21 protein-coding genes and 3 tRNA genes are annotated in these 18,973 nt (G+C 62.2%); 15 read left to right on the forward strand and 9 right to left on the reverse strand.

Annotated features, from left to right (window positions below):
* The 3 genes from V6B08_RS20550 to V6B08_RS20560 form a co-directional block, all read right to left on the reverse strand.
* Window positions 1–119 (reverse strand): GTP-binding protein (locus V6B08_RS20550; protein ID WP_341984892.1); only part of this gene is annotated, 119 nt, incomplete at its 3' end.
* An 84-nt stretch (window positions 120–203) separates the two neighbouring features.
* Window positions 204–277: transfer RNA gene (locus tag V6B08_RS20555), tRNA-Gly, on the reverse strand.
* A gap of 68 nt (window positions 278–345) precedes the next feature.
* A tRNA-Tyr gene (locus tag V6B08_RS20560) sits at window positions 346–431 on the reverse strand.
* A 169-nt stretch (window positions 432–600) separates the two neighbouring features.
* On the opposite strand from V6B08_RS20560, the gene rlmB reads away from it, so the two are divergent.
* Window positions 601–1,491: a 23S rRNA (guanosine(2251)-2'-O)-methyltransferase RlmB gene (gene rlmB / locus V6B08_RS20565; RefSeq protein WP_341984492.1), complete on the forward strand. Its 891-nt coding sequence runs from the start codon at window positions 601–603 to the stop codon at window positions 1,489–1,491.
* 15 nt (window positions 1,492–1,506) lie between these two features.
* Here the strand turns inward: rlmB and bfr are convergent, their stop codons facing one another.
* Window positions 1,507–1,971 (reverse strand): bacterioferritin, encoded by a 465-nt coding sequence (gene bfr, locus V6B08_RS20570; RefSeq protein WP_341984494.1) that lies wholly within the window; start codon window positions 1,969–1,971, stop codon window positions 1,507–1,509.
* Here bfr and V6B08_RS20575 point away from each other — a divergent pair.
* Complete coding sequence (locus V6B08_RS20575) at window positions 1,970–2,863, forward strand: redoxin domain-containing protein (protein WP_341984496.1); 894 nt, start codon at window positions 1,970–1,972, stop codon at window positions 2,861–2,863. The two genes, bfr and V6B08_RS20575, sit on opposite strands and share 2 nt — an antisense overlap.
* A 6-nt stretch (window positions 2,864–2,869) precedes the next feature.
* Here the strand turns inward: V6B08_RS20575 and V6B08_RS20580 are convergent, their stop codons facing one another.
* Entirely contained in the window at window positions 2,870–3,265 is a 396-nt protein-coding gene (locus V6B08_RS20580; protein WP_341984498.1) for a hypothetical protein, read from the reverse strand.
* A 9-nt stretch (window positions 3,266–3,274) separates the two neighbouring features.
* Complete coding sequence (locus tag V6B08_RS20585) at window positions 3,275–4,069, reverse strand: dienelactone hydrolase family protein (protein ID WP_341984500.1); 795 nt, start codon at window positions 4,067–4,069, stop codon at window positions 3,275–3,277.
* Window positions 4,070–4,206: 137 nt separating this feature from the next.
* On the opposite strand from V6B08_RS20585, the gene V6B08_RS20590 reads away from it, so the two are divergent.
* Window positions 4,207–6,246, forward strand: coding sequence for a BTAD domain-containing putative transcriptional regulator (locus V6B08_RS20590; protein ID WP_341984502.1), 2,040 nt, complete (start codon window positions 4,207–4,209; stop codon window positions 6,244–6,246).
* A gap of 21 nt (window positions 6,247–6,267) precedes the next feature.
* Here V6B08_RS20590 and V6B08_RS20595 read toward each other — a convergent pair whose 3' ends face one another.
* Together V6B08_RS20595 and V6B08_RS20600 are read right to left on the reverse strand one after the other, a co-directional pair.
* On the reverse strand, window positions 6,268–6,489 hold the full coding sequence (locus V6B08_RS20595) for a (2Fe-2S)-binding protein (protein ID WP_341984504.1): 222 nt from the start codon (window positions 6,487–6,489) through the stop codon (window positions 6,268–6,270).
* A gap of 374 nt (window positions 6,490–6,863) precedes the next feature.
* Entirely contained in the window at window positions 6,864–7,799 is a 936-nt protein-coding gene (locus tag V6B08_RS20600) for a hypothetical protein (protein ID WP_341984506.1), read from the reverse strand.
* 450 nt (window positions 7,800–8,249) lie between these two features.
* On the opposite strand from V6B08_RS20600, the gene V6B08_RS20605 reads away from it, so the two are divergent.
* Window positions 8,250–8,324 (forward strand) — tRNA-Thr (locus V6B08_RS20605).
* A gap of 21 nt (window positions 8,325–8,345) precedes the next feature.
* Here the strand turns inward: V6B08_RS20605 and V6B08_RS20610 are convergent.
* The gene (locus V6B08_RS20610; RefSeq protein WP_341984508.1) at window positions 8,346–9,158 is read right to left on the reverse strand and encodes a phosphodiesterase; all 813 of its coding nucleotides are present in this window, start codon (window positions 9,156–9,158) and stop codon (window positions 8,346–8,348) included.
* 359 nt (window positions 9,159–9,517) lie between these two features.
* Between V6B08_RS20610 and V6B08_RS20615 the strand changes: the two genes are divergently transcribed.
* The 11 genes from V6B08_RS20615 to V6B08_RS20665 all read left to right on the forward strand — a co-directional run bounded on the left by V6B08_RS20615 (window position 9,518) and on the right by V6B08_RS20665 (window position 18,964).
* Entirely contained in the window at window positions 9,518–10,822 is a 1,305-nt protein-coding gene (locus V6B08_RS20615; RefSeq protein WP_341984510.1) for an ABC transporter substrate-binding protein, read from the forward strand.
* A gap of 107 nt (window positions 10,823–10,929) precedes the next feature.
* Complete coding sequence (locus V6B08_RS20620; RefSeq protein WP_341984512.1) at window positions 10,930–11,826, forward strand: carbohydrate ABC transporter permease; 897 nt, start codon at window positions 10,930–10,932, stop codon at window positions 11,824–11,826.
* A gap of 2 nt (window positions 11,827–11,828) precedes the next feature.
* Window positions 11,829–12,650 carry a carbohydrate ABC transporter permease gene (locus V6B08_RS20625; RefSeq protein ID WP_341984514.1) on the forward strand — a complete coding sequence of 274 codons (822 nt, stop codon included), beginning with the start codon at window positions 11,829–11,831 and terminating at the stop codon, window positions 12,648–12,650.
* Window positions 12,651–12,664: 14 nt separating this feature from the next.
* A complete protein-coding gene (locus tag V6B08_RS20630) occupies window positions 12,665–13,729 on the forward strand; it encodes an ABC transporter ATP-binding protein (protein WP_341984516.1) in 1,065 nt (354 codons plus the stop codon).
* A 25-nt stretch (window positions 13,730–13,754) separates the two neighbouring features.
* Window positions 13,755–14,543 carry a DeoR/GlpR family DNA-binding transcription regulator gene (locus V6B08_RS20635; RefSeq protein WP_341984518.1) on the forward strand — a complete coding sequence of 263 codons (789 nt, stop codon included), beginning with the start codon at window positions 13,755–13,757 and terminating at the stop codon, window positions 14,541–14,543.
* A gap of 79 nt (window positions 14,544–14,622) precedes the next feature.
* Window positions 14,623–15,792: a benzoate/H(+) symporter BenE family transporter gene (locus tag V6B08_RS20640; RefSeq protein WP_341984520.1), complete on the forward strand. Its 1,170-nt coding sequence runs from the start codon at window positions 14,623–14,625 to the stop codon at window positions 15,790–15,792.
* Between the two features lie 143 nt (window positions 15,793–15,935).
* A complete protein-coding gene (locus V6B08_RS20645; RefSeq protein ID WP_341984522.1) occupies window positions 15,936–16,505 on the forward strand; it encodes a response regulator in 570 nt (189 codons plus the stop codon).
* On the forward strand, window positions 16,502–16,996 hold the full coding sequence (locus V6B08_RS20650; RefSeq protein ID WP_341984524.1) for a hypothetical protein: 495 nt from the start codon (window positions 16,502–16,504) through the stop codon (window positions 16,994–16,996). Before V6B08_RS20645 ends, V6B08_RS20650 begins: the two co-directional genes overlap by 4 nt.
* Window positions 16,997–17,093: 97 nt before the next feature.
* Entirely contained in the window at window positions 17,094–17,684 is a 591-nt protein-coding gene (locus tag V6B08_RS20655; RefSeq protein ID WP_341984526.1) for a DUF2889 domain-containing protein, read from the forward strand.
* Between the two features lie 67 nt (window positions 17,685–17,751).
* The gene (locus tag V6B08_RS20660; RefSeq protein WP_341984527.1) at window positions 17,752–18,567 is read left to right on the forward strand and encodes a DUF4886 domain-containing protein; all 816 of its coding nucleotides are present in this window, start codon (window positions 17,752–17,754) and stop codon (window positions 18,565–18,567) included.
* 124 nt (window positions 18,568–18,691) lie between these two features.
* Window positions 18,692–18,964, forward strand: a complete 273-nt coding sequence (locus V6B08_RS20665) for a hypothetical protein (RefSeq protein ID WP_341984529.1) — start codon at window positions 18,692–18,694, stop codon at window positions 18,962–18,964.
* Window positions 18,965–18,973: the final 9 nt, after the last annotated feature.

The raw sequence follows: 18,973 nt of genomic DNA on the forward strand, positions 1-18,973 counted from the left end.
CCAGCTTCCGCCAGAACCTTCGTGATCGCCGCAGTCAGAGACGTCTTGCCGTGGTCAACGTGACCAATCGTCCCGATATTGCAATGCGGCTTGTTGCGCTCAAATTTTGCCTTGCCCATGGCTCTCGTCCTGCTCTGTCCGGCCCGGCTTCAGCCGTGACCTGTTGATCTGCTGTCCGCTCAGTACTCAAACTCACCTAAGGCTGGAGCGGGTGATGGGAATCGAACCCACGCAACCAGCTTGGAAGGCTGGGGCTCTACCACTGAGCTACACCCGCCAATACCGCGTTTTCATACCGTCCACCTGGAGGCCTGGCGACCGCTTGCACGGCCTCAGCGCGTAAGGTGGTGGAGAGGGCTGGATTCGAACCAGCGTAGGCGTGCGCCAACGGATTTACAGTCCGTCCCCTTTAGCCACTCGGGCACCTCTCCAATCGCTTCCTTTGGCACCTTTCCCGGCAAGGGAAAAACCACACAAACCAACGACCGGCATCGGCTAAAAAACGCGACAAAAGGCTCAGCATCGCCACTCTCCCCCCGATACACTGGGCTCGGAACGGCAATGTTGTTGCCTCTATCGCGGCGGAATATAAAGGCGGCCATGAGCCGGCGCAAGCATCAGCCCCCCCGTAATTCCCGACCCGCGCAACACGAAGCGCGACAGCAGGCCAGAAACCCTGGCCAACGCCATGATACGCCTGAGAAATCAGGCCATCATGGGCACCACCGCAAAGCCCCGCCAGGCAGTGGCCCGGTATGGCTTTACGGCACCCATGCCTGCCTCGCGGCCCTGGCGAATCCGGAACGCTATTGCCGCCGCCTGGTGCTGACCCGCGAAACCCTGGCCCAGGTGCAGCCCCGCCTGCCCGCCCAGCCCCAGCCCGAGATTGTGGATAAGTCCCGCCTCGACGCCCTGCTGCCGCCCCAGGCGGTGCATCAGGGCATGGCATTGCAGGTCGAGCCGCTGGACGATCCGGGCATCGAATCCCTGACCGAGCCGCAGGGCGGCCTGACCCCGGGGGCGCGCGAAATCGTGGTGCTGCTGGACCAGGTGACCGACCCGCGCAATATCGGCGCGGTGATCCGCTCGGCGGCGGCCTTCGGCGCCCGGGCCGTGGTGCTGCCCGACCGCCATTCGCCGGAAGCCACCGGCGCCCTGGCCAAGGCCGCTTCGGGCGGCCTGGAGGTACTGCCGCTGATCCGCGTCACCAACCTCGCCCGCGCTTTGGATCAGCTTGCCGAATACGGCTTCTGGCGCGTCGGCCTGGAAATGGAAACCGACAAGACGCTGGCGCAGGCGGTGGCTGGCATCAAGCGCGTGGCCCTGGTGCTGGGCGCGGAAGATGAGGGGTTGCGCCGGCTGACGCGGGAGAAATGCGACTTCCTGGCCAAGTTGCCGATGTCCACCCTACCAATAGGCCGGGCGGTGGAAAGCCTGAATGTCTCGGCCGCCGCCGCGGTGGCACTCTATGAGTGCGCCCGCGACGGCTGAGCCGGATCAGCGTTCTCAGACCTGCGACTGCAGGAAGTTCTGGATGCCGAGGCTGTCGACCAGGCCGAGCTGAGTCTCGAGATGGTCGATATGATCCTCGGTCTCCTTGAGGATGTGGCGCAGCACGTCGCGGCTGATGTAGTCGGCGGCGTTTTCGCAGGCCCCGATGGCAGCCACCAGGTCGCTGCGATTCTGGCGCTCCAGATCGAGATCGCCCTTCAGGCCTTCCGGCACCGTCTCGCCGATGCGCAGCTTGCCGAGATCCTGCAGGTTGGGCACGCCATCGAGCAGCAGAATGCGCTCGATGATCTGATCGGCGTGCTTCATCTCGTCGATCGATTCCTTGTATTCGTGATGACCGAGCTTCTCATAGCCCCAGCTCTTCCACATGCGCGCATGCAGGAAATACTGGTTGATGGCGGTCAGCTCATTCTTCAGCACCGTGTTGAGATGCTTGATAACGGTCTTGTCGCCCTTCATGGCGCTCTCCTATTGCTCACCCGATTGGGTTTTGCATAAGCGCCACATCCGCATCGCGCAATACAAAAGCCTGCTGTTGCGAGTGACTAGCGAAGATAGTCGCAGCAACTGCGAAGCACTCGCGAAAATGCCCGGTTTCGTGCCCGGAACGCATGATTTGACGATGATTTCACGCCAGCAAACAGGGTGGCGGTTTCATACTTTTTATCTGCCGCACCAAACTGGAATCGGTGCCTGGTTTCCTCAGGCTTACCACAATCATCTCAAGTTCAAGGGAGGCACGATCATGCCGCTTGCCCGCCGCACCCTGCTCGGCCTGCCGGCCCTGCTCTTCGCCGCCGGCCTGCCCCCAATTGCCAGGGCACAAAGCACCGGCCCGCTGAAATTTCCCACCGCAGAGATGGCCCGCACGGCCGAGGTGAAGGCGGATATGTGGAAAAGGCTGCCGGATTTCCCGCTCTGGACTGCCGATGATCAGGAATACCGCTTCCGGCAAAGCCTGGGCCGCATCACTTTCCTGCATTTCTGGGGCTCGTGGTGTGGGCCCTGCCAGCGTGAAATGCCACAGATGACGGCCTTTTATAAAAAATTCAAAGACCATCCCGATATGAACCGGCTGCTGGTGGTCTATGGCGAGCCTTTTGCCACCGGGCGGAAATATCTCGGCGGCAGCATCGACGATGCAGCGCTGTTCGATCCGCGCGAGGGCGGCCAGCTTGGCAACAAGCAGAATCTTTATCGCCAGCTATCATTGCGCCGGGTTCCCGGCACCATCATCACCGACCGCAATGGCCTGGTGATCTTCTGGATGGAGGATGCCACCGACTGGCAGCGGATTGAGCGCGAAATGCCCAACATCTTCGCCAATTCGGCGCCCTATACCGGTTCATGAAACAGCTTACGGAAACAGCGCCACCTGCCGCGTATGGCTGGACTGGCGCTGGCCCTCGGTCGTGTCATAGCGCACGCGGAATTGCACCGGCCCCTTGACCGGTGCCGCCACATTGCCCGCCGTGAACACCACCCAGCCGCCCGGCACCTGCTGGCTGCAATGCTGCCGCCGCGCCGTCACCGTCTGCTCGCGGATACTGGCGCTCAAGCCCTCCGGTCCGCTCAGGATGTCGATGCCGAGGATGCGGTTCAACTGCGACCGGCAATTCGACGTGTCGATCCAGTAGACCTCGAAAACATCCGTGCTCTCGCCGCTTTTCAGCATGATTTCCTGCGGCTGCGCCGCTGCCGGGAAGCCAGACAGCAGCAGGCAGAGCAGTAACAGGACGCGGAAACCTTGCATGTCTCTCTCCTAGAATTGCAGCGACCAGGCTTGGCTCAACACTTGCCACACCAGGGCGCGGGCCTGCTCGCGCGCCTCCGGGTGCGGCCCGTAGCCGAAACGCATGTTGCTGGCCGTGAAGGCGCCGCTGGCGGTGCCATCAAAGCCGTGAGACGCGCCGGCAAAGGCATGAAATTGGATCTTGCCCCCGGCAAGCCGCTTGCAGCGCCCGTAGCTTTCCTTGTGCTGGCCCCAATCGTCGGCGTCGCCGTAAAGGATATGCACCTGGGTCGGACCATCGGCCGTGTAGTCGCTGGGACAATAGCCTTCGCAGCCGGGATAGAAGGAAAACACCGCCGTCGGTGGCCGGTCGGCCGGGAAACTCTTGCGCGTGTTCAAGGCCTCGGTGCCGCCGCGCGAGAAGCCCATCACGGCATAGCGCATGGTGTCGATGCGCGGCTGCTCCAGGCGGGCCAGTTCCAGCACGGCAGCGGCGTCATAGTAATACAGCAGGCTACAGCCGGTGCCGGACCAGTTGCCGTTCGGTCGCTTGCGCGAGGCGGCGCTGCGAATCTGTACCGTGGCGATACCGCGCTGGTTCAGCCAGGGCGTCCAGGCATTCGGCGCCCAGGCGCGGCTGCCACCGGTGCCTTCCAGCATGATGACAAGCGGCACCTTATCCCCGCCCTCCGCCCTACCGCCTTCCGGCAGATAGAATTCAGCATAGTCGCGATAGGCGGCGGGCTGCGCCCAGGATGACCCCACCCCCATCGCGGCGAGTCCGAGCAACAGCATCAGCAAAGACGGCAGGCGGCACATCGGCATTGCCGTTAATCTGCTGCCGCGCCGTCAAAGCAGCGTCAAAAAGCACGAGCACCCGCTGAAAATTTCACACGCATGGCCATATTTTCATGGCTGAATAGGCTGTCACCGCTAAATCTCGAGGGTATGCGGGCCAGATCATGACATATTCGGCGAGAATAACCTCCCCGCCCAGGCTTGAGCGCGCCCTGCATCTCTGCCTGCTGGGGCCATTTCTAGCCAAGCTGGAAGGCCAGTCGATCACCGATGGCCTGGGCCGCAAGGCGCAGGCCTTGCTCGCCTATCTGGCCGCCCAGCCCGGCCATGCCGCTACCCGCGAGGAGCTTGCCGCCCTGCTCTGGGGCGAGCGTTTCGACGACCAGGCCCGCCAGAGCCTGCGCCAAACCCTGCTGACCATTCGCCGCCAGCTTGGCCCCAATGCCGACGCGATCCTGCAGGCCGGGCGCCTGCGCATCGCGCTGCAGCCGGCGCATTTCAGCACCGACCTGGCCGACCTGGAGGCGGCGCTGACTGCCGATGACAGCCATGTTCTGCGCAATGCGGTCGCGCTGCTGCGCGGCGACTTGCTGGCTGGGCTGGACATCGCATCCAGTGCCTGGGAGGAGTGGCTGCGCGTCCATCGGGTGTTATGGCGGGAAAAGGCCCTGGCATTGCTGGGCCGGTCGCTGCGCGCCAGCGTAGCCGCCGGGGCCGCAACCGATGCCCTGATTGCGGCGCAGAAACTGCAGCAGCTTGATCCCTTTGATGAAGCGGCCCATTGCCTGGCGCTGGAGGCAATCGCCCGCTTCAAGGGCCTGGCAGCGGCGCAGCAGGCGCATCGCGATTTCGCTGCCATGCTGGATACCGAACTCGGTGTGCAGCCAAGCCCGGAAACGCTGGCCTTCCTGGCACAACTGGAAGCCGCGCCGCTGACACCGCAGGTGGCGAAAATCCCCAGCCCTGCGGCAGCGCAAGCCGCATCGCCGCCTGCCGGCTGGCGCCTGCCCTATGGCCTGGCGGCCGCCTGCGCCGTGATCGCCCTGGTCGCCGGGCTGCTGCGCCCCGCATCCACCCCGCAAGCCGACGTGCCGCGTTTCGCCTTCGCACTGGCGCCATTGGCGGTGCTGGATCGCAGCGATGTTACCGCGCGCCAGGCCCAGGCCTTCGCCGACGACCTCGCCACCGCGCTCGCCGGGCTGCCGGCAGCGGCGATTGACCGCCGGCTCGGCACCAGGATACAGGGCAGCCTGCGCCAGGAACGCGATGGCTACAGCCTCAACCTGCGTGCCGAAGCAGCGAAGGATGGCCGCATCATCTGGGTGGAAAGCCGGCGCGTGGAGAGCATCACCCCGGCCTTGGCACGCGACATGGCCTTGCGTGTTTTCGTGGCGAAACTCAATGCCGCCAGCCAGGACCTGCCGCCGCGCGGCAAACCGGATGCGGCAGTGCAGGCGGAAATCAAGGCCGGCTGGGATGCCCTGCGCGGCGGGTCGAACAAGGCCAAGGCGGAAGAGTCGATCCGCCGCTTTGCCACCGCCCGCGCCCTCGATCCCGACTCAACCGACGCCCTCACCGGCTATGCCCATGGCATCGCCATGAAAGTCATCAGCGGCTGGAGCGAGCAGCGCGATGCCGATCATGCCGAGGCGCTGCGGCTGCTGGATGCCGCGATCCTGCGCGACCCACGCAACGAGACAGCGCATTTCACCGTGGCGCTGCTGCACAAGGGCCGGCGCGATTACCATCGCGGCCTGCTGGCGATGCGCGTGGTGCTGGCACTCAATCCCGGCCATCCAGCGGCCCACGCCCAGACCGCGCATATGAGTATTCTCACCGGCGACCCGGTGGCTGGCGCCGACCATGCCGAACTGGCGATCCGCCTGGGGCCGCGCGCCAATGCCATCGACCGGGCCTATCTCTATGCCGGCATGGCGCATCTGCTGCTGGGCAACTTCGCCCTCAGCGAAGAACGGCTGGCGCAGTCGCTGCGGATCAATCCGGAATTTCCCGATGCCTTCGCCTGGCGTGCCGCCGCGCTGGCGCAGCTCGGCCACCTGCAGGAAGCGCGCGCCCTGCATGGCGAGCTGCTGCGGCGCTGGCCGGACTGGCGCGTCGATCACCACCTGCTGCAAAGCCAGGACCGCGCCGCCATGGCACGCTTCACCGGCGGGCTGGAGCGCGTTACCGCGCCTGGCCGTTAAATCGGATAAGGCGGATGGATTTCAGGCTTCGGCCTGGGCCACGGCGCCAAGCGGCACGGCATGGCTGGCATTGTGGTTGGTGTTGCAGGCGGCGCGGATCATGCAGCGCACGTCACCAACACATTTACCGCATTGCGGCTTCTCGGCCAGATGCTTGTAGACCGACGCCACCGAACGGCAGCCCTGGTCGATGGCGCCACGCACATCGCGTTCGGTCAATCCATGGCACAGGCAGACATACATCGGCGGCGGAATCCGGTTGCGACTGATTATCAGACGCGAGGAATGTAGGGCGACTGCGAACCATTTGCAAGATGTCCTTGGCGCCAATTCTTCCAGCGGCTTAGATGCCGGGACGGGTTCCAGAGGCCCGCCGGGACCACCTCGCCCCCGCCCAGCCCGCTCTTGCCCTGGCGCCGCCGCTTGGCTAGAACGGCGCGGCCTTCCAGGCGGTGGATTGGCTCAGCGGATTTGCAAACCAAAGGTTAGACCGCCAATTCAATCGACGGCACGCCCCTCTTACTTTTCCATGCATCAATCATTTTAAAAAAGAATCGACGCGCCTAACCGTCGCGACGAAACACGACCAGAGGAATGTAACTTTCCGATAGGGTAATTTACGAAACTCGCAATCCAATTCGCGCGATATGCGGACTATACAAAACCGCATATGGCAGATCGCGAATTCTTTGCCTATCGATGAAATCAATCTTGGCAGAGTCCTTTCTGAAAGTTCGATTGTCGAAGAGATAATGCACGTGCCCCATCCCTTGTATATTTAGCTGTATCTCTATTTTTGTTTTCTGTTCGCCGATGTTTTTGGCCAACTCCTCATCGAATGAGAAGTTAAAATGAAACGGCGTCATCCTTGATTCTTTGATGATATACTGCCGATCATTTAATACCTCGCGCTTAATCATGCGGCTCTGAGGTTCGTCGATGCTATACGTAGAAATATCTGCCGGCCTTGAGCCTGAATTGACTTGCGAAGCATATATGTAGGACGGGTCAATCGCGCGGACAGGAAATGAACCAAAGAACAAATGGTCCTCCAGCCAAAACAGATCGCCATGCTTGATATTTCTTTGCGTATAATAATTTCGCTTAATAAGTAGAAGTTCACCTTGCAGGACATTCGGAAAACCAGCATCGGATTTATTGTATTTTAAATACCATTTCTCATCTGCAATATATCTGAGATTTCCGTCGAGAAAATATACACCCCAAGACACAACCGCCAGCACCAATATTGCAATCGAGTAGAGTGCGTTTCCTTCACTGGTCAGTGATTTCATTCCTCCATTTTTCTCTCTCAGAAGGAATGGAGCAAAGATGATAATCAATCCGAGGAAAACAAAACTATACAAAGCCCCTATCAGTAAAAGTATGGCTGAATTCTCATCTCCAATATCAATGGTGCGTATGGCTGAATAGGCAAGCAGTGCAAAAACATTGGCGAGCGCGAGAAAACAACCAGCTCGACGATAGCCCAAATAAGCAATCCCAATTCCTGGCACAAACACGTTCAGCAGGGCAATTAGGAACCTTCTCATGCGGAGCCTGATCTGCCGCAGTTTCCACCCAAATACTTGCAAACAAATTGCTGCCTGAGGCGGTCAAGCTGCACGGTCTTGTTGTTGGCAGATATATGGAAATAGGAAGCGCGAACGTTAGGCTTTATCGCCCATTCGTCAAATGCATTCAGTATCGGCATATGATCACACTTGCGGCGAAAAATAGAGATTCAAAAAGAAAACGACACCCTAAAGAGGTAGCTTAAACTATGGCGCTATCGAGAGATAGACCAAGGTGAGCTTGATGCGTGGTCCCGGATGAGCATACCTCCCCCTCGTCTTCCAACTTCAGAAACAGGATTTTCGCCTTGTGTCGCTTCCTTGACGTAACTGAAACGCCCGAATAAAACCGCGGCTTCTCAAATTGGACGCCACCGTGAAGAATCGGGCGCGCCAAAACGTCGCATTGTTCTTTTTATTCAAACAGTTGCCGGATTAGCTCAGCGGTAGAGCAGCGGTTTTGTAAACCGAAGGTCGGGGGTTCAATCCCCTCATCCGGCACCATTCCCCACGAAAAGCCGCCCCCTACTTGAAGGGATACGGCCCTGGGAAACGCTCCACATAGACATAGTTGCTGACCAGCCCCTGCTCCGGGCGCCAATCGTGCAGCGCAATCTTTGACGGCTCGAAGCAGAAGCCGAGCGGCGCGTTCTCGCGCAGATCAAGCTCGATCTGGTGCGCGGATGACGGCGCCAGCAGCACCGGCACACCGGCGATGCTGGCATGGATCACGCGATGCACATGGCCGCAAAGAATGCCGGCGATGCGCGGCGCGTGGCGCGTGATGAGCGCGCGGAAAGCCTCGAGGCCTTCCAGCACGCCGCAGGCATCCATTGGCGCGATGCCGGTGCGGAATGGCGGATGATGCATGAACAGCAGGGCCGGCTGCTCGGGCGTGGCTTTTGCCACTTCCGCTTCCAGCCAGGCCAGACGCGCCGCATCGAGCGCGCCCTCCGAGCGGCGCGGCACGATTGAATCGATGCCAATCAGCCGCAGCGGCCAGTCATCCCGGGTGGTGGCATGGCAGAACGGCGCGTCCGCCTCGGCCGCCGGCAGCATATCCGGAAAGGCGCGGCGCATGGCGGCGCGGTCGTCGTGATTGCCCGGCACCACCAGATACGGCAGGCCGAGGCCATCCAGCCCGGCCTTGAGATAAGCATATTCGCCATCCGTCGCCGTCTCGGTGAGGTCGCCGGTCACCAGCAGCAGGTCGGGGCGCGGATCAAGACTCGCCAGCCGCTCCAGGCAGCGCGAAAAAGCGGCATGGGTATCCACCCGGCCGGCCAGCAACTCAGCCCCGCGCGTCACATGCAGATCGGTGATTTGCGCTATCAGCATTTTTACGCCTCCTGGTGGCATCCAAGTCCAATCGCACTGCAACATGAGGAAATATGTGAGCTTTTAGTTTAATGCCAGATTTATTTTGTGGCATTTTGCGTAAAATTTTGGCTGAATAAGTGCCGGAAATCGACCATCTTTGCCAAAGATGAAAAATAAACGGGGGACACGAACCAACAAAAACCAACAAAACTCACAATTTTCATCAAAAGATCATCAAAGCGTAAACAATGGCACGGATCGTGCTGTTCCCCCAGCCGGCACTTCCCGACCGGCTGGCGGCAGCAAGGTCCGGCCGGGGCAACAAGAGTGGCGTACGAGAACCGGATCAACGGCTACCAACCACGAGGAACTCAACGATGACCAAGATGAAATCCCAGATTTCCCGGCGCCACTTCCTGCAGGGAAGTGCTGCGGCGGTTTCGGCGGCCGGCATGTTCGGCTCCAGCCCGCTTTTCGCCCAAGGCAGCGACGTGGTGAAGCTGCAATTCATGTATCCGATCGGCGTGTCGGGCGATATCAACCGCATCGTCACCGGCATGATCAACGAGTTCAACGCCGCCCATGACAAGATCAAGGTGGAGGCGATCTACGCCGGCAGCTACGACAATACCGAGCAGAAGGTGATGACCTCGCTGGGCGTGGGCGATCCGCCGGCCACCTGGCTGCCGATCAACTCGGCGCTGCAGACCTTCCTCGGCATGGATGCGCTGGCCGATGTGACCGCGCTGGCCAAGGCCGACGACATCTACCAGGACTTCCTGCCCGGCTTCCTCGGCATCTGCGAATCCGAAAGCAAGCTCTACGGCCTGCCCTTCCAGTGCTCCACCCCGGTGCTCTATGTGAACAAGGCCGCCTTCGCCAAGGCCGGCATCACCAAGATCCCCGATACCTGGAACGAACTGCTCGAGACCGCCAAGGCGCTGACCATCCGCCAGGGCGCCGACGTGACCCAGTGGGGCCTCACCATCGGCGGCGGCTGGCATGACTGGATCTTCGAAAGCTATGTGCGCCAGAACGGCTTGGTGCCGTGGCAGAAGGACAAGGTGCTGTTCGAATCGCCGGAAGCGATCGACGCCCTGGAATTCTGGGTGAAGATGGTGAAGGCGGGCGTGATGCCGGCGGCTTCCACCTGGGAAAGCTCGGCCAACGATTTCATGGCCGGCCGTACCGCGATGCTCTACCACTCCACCGGCTCGCTCACCAACCTGCGCAAGTCCTCGCCGTTCGATGTCGGCGTGGCCTTCATGCCGAAGAACAAGACCTACGGCGCCACCATCGGCGGCGGTCCGATCTTCATCGCCAAGAAGCAGCCGGACGCCCACCTGAAGGCAAGCTGGACCTTCGCGCGCTGGATGACCAACACCAAGAACCAGACCGAATGGTGCCAGGCCACGGGCTATATCGCGGCGCGCAAGTCGTCGTGGGAAAGCGCCGAGCTGAAGAAGTTCGTGAACGAGGTGCCGGCGGCCAAGGTGGCGCTGGATCAGGCCGCCTATGCCGGCGCCTTCCTGCAGGTGCCGGGCTATCACAAGGTGCGCGAATTCCTCAAGAGCGCACTGGACCGCACGCTGGCCGGCGAGATCAACCCCACCGCCGCGCTGAAGGAAGCCAACGCCAAGTCGAACCAGGAAATCCAGCGCCTGATGCGGCGCCGGACCTAACGGTCGCAGCCGGCCGGCGCAACCGCGCCGGCCGGCTTTTCCGCTTCACCTGTCCCGGCAATCCTGCCCGGTAATCCTGCCTGGCAATTCCGCACGAGTTATCCTGTATGCGACGTATCCTATCGGCCCCAATGCGCGAAGCGATGGTGGCAGCGGTGATGCTGCTGCCCTCCCTCGTCTTTCTAGCCGCCTTCACCTATTGGCCGATCCTGCGTTCGCTGTATTTCAGCTTCCACGACGTGATGCTCGGCTCCAGCAAGATCATCTATCTCGGCTGGGAGAATTACGAGCGCCTGTTCCAGGATGAACTATTCTGGAAATCCTTCCGCAACACCGCCTTCTACACCCTGATCACTATTCCGCTGGCACTGACCTGCGCGCTGCTGCTGGCAGTGGCGCTGGACAGCAAGATCCGCGGCATGGCGATCTACCGCTCGGCCTTCTTCTATCCGGTGATGATCCCGTCGGTCGCCGCCGGCATGGTCTGGGTGTTCCTCTACGCGCCGGGCTACGGCCCGATCAACGGCATGATGGACGCGCTCGGCCTGCCGAAGCTGGAATGGTTGTATTCCTCCGACTGGGCGATGCCGGCGATCATCGTGATGAGCATCTGGAAATATTCCGGCTACTTCATGCTGATCCTGCTCGCCGCTTTGCAGCTTGTGCCGCGCGACCTCTATGAAGCCGCCAAGCTGGATGGCGTGTCGGCCTGGCACCAGCTTATCCACATCACCATTCCGCTGATCTCGCCGACGATCTACTTCGTGATCATCATCGGCATCCTGCATTCCTACCAGATCTTCGATTATGTGTTCGTGATGACGCTTGGCGGACCCGCCGACGCGACCAATGTGCTGACCTTCTACATCTACCAGAACGCCTTCCAGTATCAGGATATCGGTTTCGCCAGCACGGTGGCCAATATGCTGCTGCTGTTCATCGGCGGCCTGATTGCGGTGATCGCCTCGACCATCGGGCGCCGCGTGCATTACCTGGGGCGCTGATCATGACGAAAACCCTCAAGCGCAACTGGCTGCATTTCGTGCTGATCCCGCTGAGCCTGCTGTGGCTCAGCCCGCTGGCCTGGATCCTCATCACCTCGGTGAAAACCCGTATCGAGGTGTTCGACCCCAAGGCCGGCGTGCTGCCGAAATCCTTCATCTGGGACAATTACCCGGCGGCCCTGGCGGTGGCGCCGTTCGATACCTACCTGATCAACTCGGTGCTGGTCACCGGCTCGATCCTGGCAGCCCAGCTCGTCACCATCTCGCTCGCCGCCTATGCCTTCGCCCGCCTCACCTTCCCGGGCAAGAACGTGATCTTCGGCCTGTTCCTGCTGCAGATCATGTTCCCGATCTACGCCATCTTCCTCACCAACTTCGTCACCGTGCGCGAGATGGGCCTGCTCAACAGCCTGCCGGCCATGGTGGTGCCCTTCGTCGCCAGCGGCTACGGCACCTTCATGCTGCGCCAGGCCTTCCGCCAGGTGCCGACCGAACTCGGCGATGCCGCCAAGCTGGATGGCTGCGGCCATTTCGAAACATTGTGGCATGTCTACCTGCCGCTGGTGCGCCCCACCCTGGTCGCTTTCGGCATCATCTCCGTGGTGACGCACTGGAACGACTATATGTGGCCGTTGCTGGTCACCAACTCGGAAGCCGTGCGCACCATGCCGATCGGCCTCGGCCTGCTCGCCAAATCCGATAGCGGCGCCGACTGGACCCGCCTGATGGCGGCCACCGTGATCGTGGTGTCGCCACTGCTGCTGCTCTTCGTCATCTTCCAGCGCCGCTTCGTCGACAGCTTCATGCATGCCGGCCTCAAGTAAGTAAGGACCCAATCATGGCAACCGTTTCGCTCCGCCAGATCACCAAGCGCTATGGCACCCAGACTGCGGTGCAGGCGCTCGACCTCGAAATCGCCGACAAGGACTTCATGGTGCTTGTCGGCCCATCGGGCTGCGGCAAATCCACCACGCTGCGCATGGTCGCCGGCCTTGAAGACATCACCGCCGGCAACCTGCTGATCGATGGCGTCGATGTTACCGAAGTAGAACCGCAGCGCCGCGATATCGCCATGGTGTTCCAGTCCTATGCGCTCTACCCGCATATGACCGCCTATATGAACATGGCCTTCGGCCTGATGAAGACCACCAAGCTGTCGAAGAAGGAGATCGAGGCCCGCGTGCTGGAAGCCTCGGACATCCTCAACATCCGTGAATTGCTGCAGCGCAAGCCGAAGGAAATGTCCGGCGGCCAGCGCCAGCGCGTCGCCATCGGCCGCGCCCTGGTGCGCAAGCCAAAGGTCTATCTGTTCGACGAGCCGCTTTCCAACCTGGATGCCAAGCTGCGCGGCCGCATGCGCGGCGAGTTGAAGCGCCTGCATAACGAACTCGGCATCACGGTGATCTATGTCACCCACGACCAGGTGGAGGCGATGACGCTCGGCACCCGCATCGCGGTGATGGCGGATGGCCGTATTCAGCAGCTCGGCGAACCGATGGATGTCTACCGCCGCCCCAGCAACGTGTTCGTCGCCTCCTTTATCGGTGCGCCGGAAATGAACATGCTGCATTGCAAACTCGATGGCGGCGGGCTGTCGCATCCGGGTTTCCTCAAGCCGCTCGGCCTTGGCCAGGGCCAGAGCAGCGGCGAGGTGCTGCTCGGCGTGCGGCCGGAGGAAATCGCCGTTGCACCGCTCGATGCGGCCACCCTCACCGGCCGTGTCGAGCGCGTCGAACTGCTTGGCGCCGAGGCACTGGCGGAACTGCGTGTCGGCGTCGACCGCATGGTGGCACGCCTGCCGGTGGAAGGCGTGCCGGAAGTCGGCACCGAGGTCGGGCTTGCGATTGACACTGGCCGGGCGCGGCTTTTCAATGCCGCCTCTGGTCAGGCGATTTATACTTGAACTCATTTCCGAACGGGGCGTGGCGATGCGCGATAGTGGCACGCTGAATATCCGGCAACGCAGCATTGCCGAATGGCTGCAGAAGACCGAGTCCGCCTCGATTCAGGACCTGAGCGAACAGTTCCAGGTTTCCGACGAGACCATCCGCCGCGACCTGCGCTTCCTGGAACAGCAGGGCCTGGTGGAGAAATTCCATGGCGGCGCGCGGCTGAACGAGGAGCGCAAGGAAGCGCCGTTCCAGCGCCGTATGCGCGAGATGGCGGATGCCAAGCGCCGCATCGGCATCGCTGCGTCGCGGCTGATCCCGGATGAGTCCACGGTGTTCCTAGATAACTCCTCCACCTCCTGCTTCCTGGCCCGCGAACTGGCCAAGCGCAGCGGCCTCAGCATCATCACGCTGTCGCTGGAAGTGGCGAAGATTCTTTCCGCCGGCAGCGGCCGGCACCGCGTGATCCTGCCGGGCGGCGAATTGCGCGTCGAGGATCAGACCCTGATCGGCGCCGATGCGATCCGCTTCGTGTCGCAGTTCACGCCCAGCATCTGCGTCATCTCGGTCGCCGCCGTGACGCCCGAACATGGCTGCATGGATTTCGACCTGTTCGAAACCGAGTTCAAGCGCGTGATGATGCCGCTGTCAAAGACCGTGCTGCTGCTGGCCGATAGCAGCAAGTTCCGCAAGTCCGGCCTGGTCAAGGTCTGCGACCTCGCCGCTTTCGACATCATGGTGACCGAGGCCGAACCGCCTGGCGTGATTGCCGACCAGCTCGCCATGGCCAATGCCAGCCTGGTGCTGGCCGGCGGCGAGCAGGATTAGGCAGCCCCAGCCGAGCCTTCCGCCGTTTCCGACTTTCGGCCTAGGATACGCGCCCGTCTCCAATACGCGCCGTATCCCCATGTTCGCTGCTTTCTCGATCTCAGCTTTTGCCGCCGGTCTGCTGGCCGGCTTCGTCGGCTTCGCCTCCTCCTTCGCCGTGATCATCCAGGGCCTTGTCGCCGTGGGCGCCAGCCCGGCCCAGGCGGCATCCGGCCTGATGGCGGTGTCCATCGCTATGGGGCTGTGCGCGGTGATCGTCAGCCTGCGCCTGAAAATGCCGGTCAGCATCGCCTGGACCACGCCGGGCGCCGCCCTGCTGGCGGCTTCTGGCGCCGCAACGGGTGGCGACTTCGCCGCCGCCACCGGCGCCTTCCTGATCTGCGGCCTGCTGATCTTCATTGCCGGCCTGTGGCAGACGCTGGGCCGCTGGGTGGCGGCGATCCCGGCGCCGCTGGCCAATGCCATGCTGGCCGGCGTGCTGCTGCCGCTCTGCCTGGCGCCGGTGAAGGCGGTGGCCGCCGATCCGCTGCTCGGGCTGCCGATCGTGGTGAGCTGGGCGCTGATGGCGCGCTGGAAACGGCTCTGGGCGGTGCCGGTAGCCGTATTGGTGGCGGTGGTGCTGATCATCGTGGCGACACCGCCGATTCAGCTCGATCCCGCCACACTGTGGCCGAACCCGCAATTCGTCATGCCCCGCTTCACGCCGGAAGCGATGATCGGTGTGGCGCTGCCGCTGTTCATCGTCACCATGGCGTCGCAGAACATCCCTGGCATCACCGTGCTGCGGGTCAATGGCTACCAGCCCGACCCCAATCCGCTGTTCCGCGCCACCGGCCTGTTCAGCATGGCGGCGGCGCCCTTCGGCGCCGTCAGCGTCAATCTCGCCGCCATCACCGCCGCGATCTGCGCCGGGCCGGAAGCCCATCCCGATCCGGCACGCCGCTACTGGGCCGCCACGGTGGCCGGCCTGTTCTATATATTGATCGGTCTCGGCGCCGCTGCGGCCACCGCCTTCCTGATCGCGGCACCGCCGCTGCTGATCCAGGCAGTGGCCGGCCTCGCCCTGCTGGGTGCCTTCGGCAATTCGCTGATGGGCGCGGTGGCGGAGCCGCGCGATCGCGAGGCCGCCGTGATTACTTTTCTGGTGGCCGCATCGGGGGTGAGTTTCCTCGGTATCGGCGGCGCCTTCTGGGGTCTGCTCGCCGGCGGCGCGGTGATGGCCCTCACACGCTGGAGGGGCATAGGCTGAATCCCTCTAAGCCCTTGATAGATTGGGGACAGAATCAATCAGCTTTCGTCTAGATTGTACTGAATTGTTACCTTGGGTTGCTCCGCTCCCAAGGCTTAAAATCGTCGGCAGCGATCGCAGAAAAGCGGATCGAGGATGCCGAAATGCCGTTGCCCAGTCTGAACCTCTCCAACTTCACCTTCTTGGTTGCTGACCCCAATCCGTATTTCCACAGCTTGCTCAAGGGCGTGCTGCATGCTTTCGGTGTGCGCTCGGTGGTTTCGACCAATAACGGCGGCGAAGCCTTGCAGATTACCCGCAGCCAGAGCTTCGACCTGATCTTCAGCGACTGCCTGCTGCCGGAACTGGATGGCTTCGATCTGGTGAAGCGGATCCGCGCCGATGGCATGAACCCGAACCGCTATGTGCCGGTGATCACGCTCACCAGCCACACCCAGGAACGCCATGTCGCGCATGCGCGGGATTGCGGCACCAGTTTCGTGCTGGCCAAACCGATCTCGCCGAAACAGCTTTATGACCGCCTGGCCTGGGTGGCCGATGACCAGCGGCCCTATGTGATGTCGGAGAACTATATCGGTCCCGACCGCCGCTTCAATCAGGATAGCCGTTATATGGGTCCGGAGCGCCGCCGCGCCCTTGTTGACGATTCCGATGACGGGCTTGAACTGCCGACCATACCCGGTCCGCAGCAAAACAGCCTGACCAAGGCATGAACGAGCCTCACACCCCCGCCCTCCTGCTTACAGTCACCTCGCGTTTTGCCCGTCTTGCCAAACGCGAAGGCGGCAAGAGTGCGGCTGAGGCCTTGCAAGCAGCGGAAAGCTTCATCGAAAGCCAGCAGGAGAAGTATTTCGGCTGGGTCACCGCCGATCTCGAACGGCTCAACAAGCTGCTCACCCTGCTGGATGCCGATCCGGCCAGCGACAAGGCAAGCGAAGCGGCTTACCGCAAGGCGGTACATATCCGCGATCTCGGCAGCAGTTTCGGCCATGCCATCATCACCGAAGTGGCGGACAGCCTCTGTGAGCTGCTGTACCGCTTCCGCATGAACCGTATCTACAATCATGAAGCCGTGGCCGCGCATCGCGCCGCGCTGAAGCTGGTCTGCACCCTGCAATTCAGCACCATGCCGGCAGAGGCCGGCCTCACCCTGCAGGACGGCCTGCGCAAAGTGGTGGCGAGATATCCCAAGGTGGAAGACTGAGCGGCTGGAAAACCGGGTCAAAAAACACTGTTACGGGCTCTGCCCGGCTGGTATAGGCTGGCGACAGCAAACACAAAGAAAAAGCCGAGTTCTCCCCATGCCGCTTTCCGCTCCGGCCCCGCGCCGGCATTTCCACACCCGCGCCATCGAGGCCCAGGGTTTCCGCCGTGATGACGGCCTCTGGGATGTGGAAGCCCATATCCGCGACACCAAGGCCTACGATTACGAGGAATTCTACCGCGGCAAGATGCCGGCCGGGCGGCCGGTGCATGCCATGAGCATCCGCCTCACCTTCGGCGACGACATGATCGTGAAGGAAGTGGAGGCCGTCACCGATGCCGCCCCCTACTCGCCCTGCCAGGATGTGGCGCCGCGTTTCCAGCAGCTCGTCGGCCTGCGCATCGGCGGCGGCTGGCGCATGCAGACGCGCCAGCGGCTGGGCGGCACCAAGGGCTGCACCCATATGGTGGAGCTGCTCGACGTGATCGCGACGGTGGCGTTCCAGACCATCACCAGCGGCCATGAGCCGGAGAAGCGCAGCGCCGCCAATATGTGGCACAGCGAAGGCGACAAGCCACCCTACTATCTGGATGGCTGCCATTCCTGGAATCGCAGCGGCGAGGTGGTGCGCGCGCAATTGCCGCAATTCTACATCGCTCCGGCACCCGCCGATCCAAAGGACGATTGACGCAGCAGCTAGCCCGGTCCTAGCATCGCCTCTGGCTGAATAACCAGACAGATCGGAGGAAACGGCCATGAAACTGCGGCAATTTACGCTCGCATTGACCACGCTTGTCGCCGCCTCGCTTGCCGCTACGGCAGGCATGGCGCAATCGAAGCCGGCCCTGAAGGAACTGGGCGGCAATCCGCCGGCCTCGATCATCTTCATCGGCAACAGCTTCTTCTATTACAACAACTCGATGCATGGCCATGTCGGCGCCATGGTCGCCGAGGGCATGCAGGGGCATCGCGTGCGCGGCTCGTCGGTGACGATCAGTGGCTCCGGCCTCGACTGGCATGACGTGAATTCCTACTTCCGCCCCGATGGCGTCGGCCGCTATTCCTTCGTCGCCAACAACGAAGTGGTGTTCAACCCGCCCACCGACAAGCTGTTTGAAGTGGCGGTGATGATGGATTGCAGCCAGTGCCCGGTGCATCCGACGCTTTCGAAGGTGTTCACCGAATACACCAAGAAGCACTCCGACACCGTGCGCAAGCATGGCGCCAAGCCGGTGTTCTTCATGTCCTGGGCCTACCAGGACAAGCCGGAGATGACCGAGCAGCTTGCCGAGGCATATACCAAGGCGGCGAATGACAATGGCGCCCTGGTGATCCCGGCCGGCCTTGCCTTCGCGCGCTCCATCGCGCAGAAGCCGGACCTCAACCTCTATGTCGCCGACAAGCGCCATCCCAGCCTGCCCGGCACCTACCTGGCGGCTGCCGTCACCTATGCCACGCTGTTCGGCAAGTCGCCGGTCGGCCTGAAATACAGCGCCGGCCTCAGCCCGGACGTGACCGCGCATCTGCAGCAGGTGGCACAGGATACCGTGAAGTCCTATCTCGGGCGGTAATACCCGGGCGGTAATCCTGGCCTGAACCGCTTTAACACCCCGCCCCAGCAATACCGGGGCGGGGTGTTTCATTTTCACAACCTGCCTGCTTGAGTCAGGTCCGCAAGCCTGCCAAGCTCAGGTTATGTGCCGCTGGTGCGATACCGATAGCGACCCGACGATTGCGCAATTGCCGCCCCAGGCGCAGAGCCTGCAGCGCCGCATCACGCAGTTGCTCCCCCTGCTCGAAACCCCCGATGCCCTGCCGCCCGCCGATGCCCTGCGCATCAGCCAGATGATCCTCGGCCTGCTCGACCAGTTCGACGCGCTGCTGGGTGAGGACGCGCCCTGCCGCGCCCGCCTCGGCCTGCCGCGCGCGCTCGCCGGCCAGGCCCCCGCCTTTCCCGCCCTGCAATAGCCCAGAACA

The organism is Ferrovibrio sp. MS7 (assembly GCF_038404985.1).
Lineage (GTDB): Bacteria > Pseudomonadota > Alphaproteobacteria > Ferrovibrionales > Ferrovibrionaceae > Ferrovibrio > Ferrovibrio plantarum.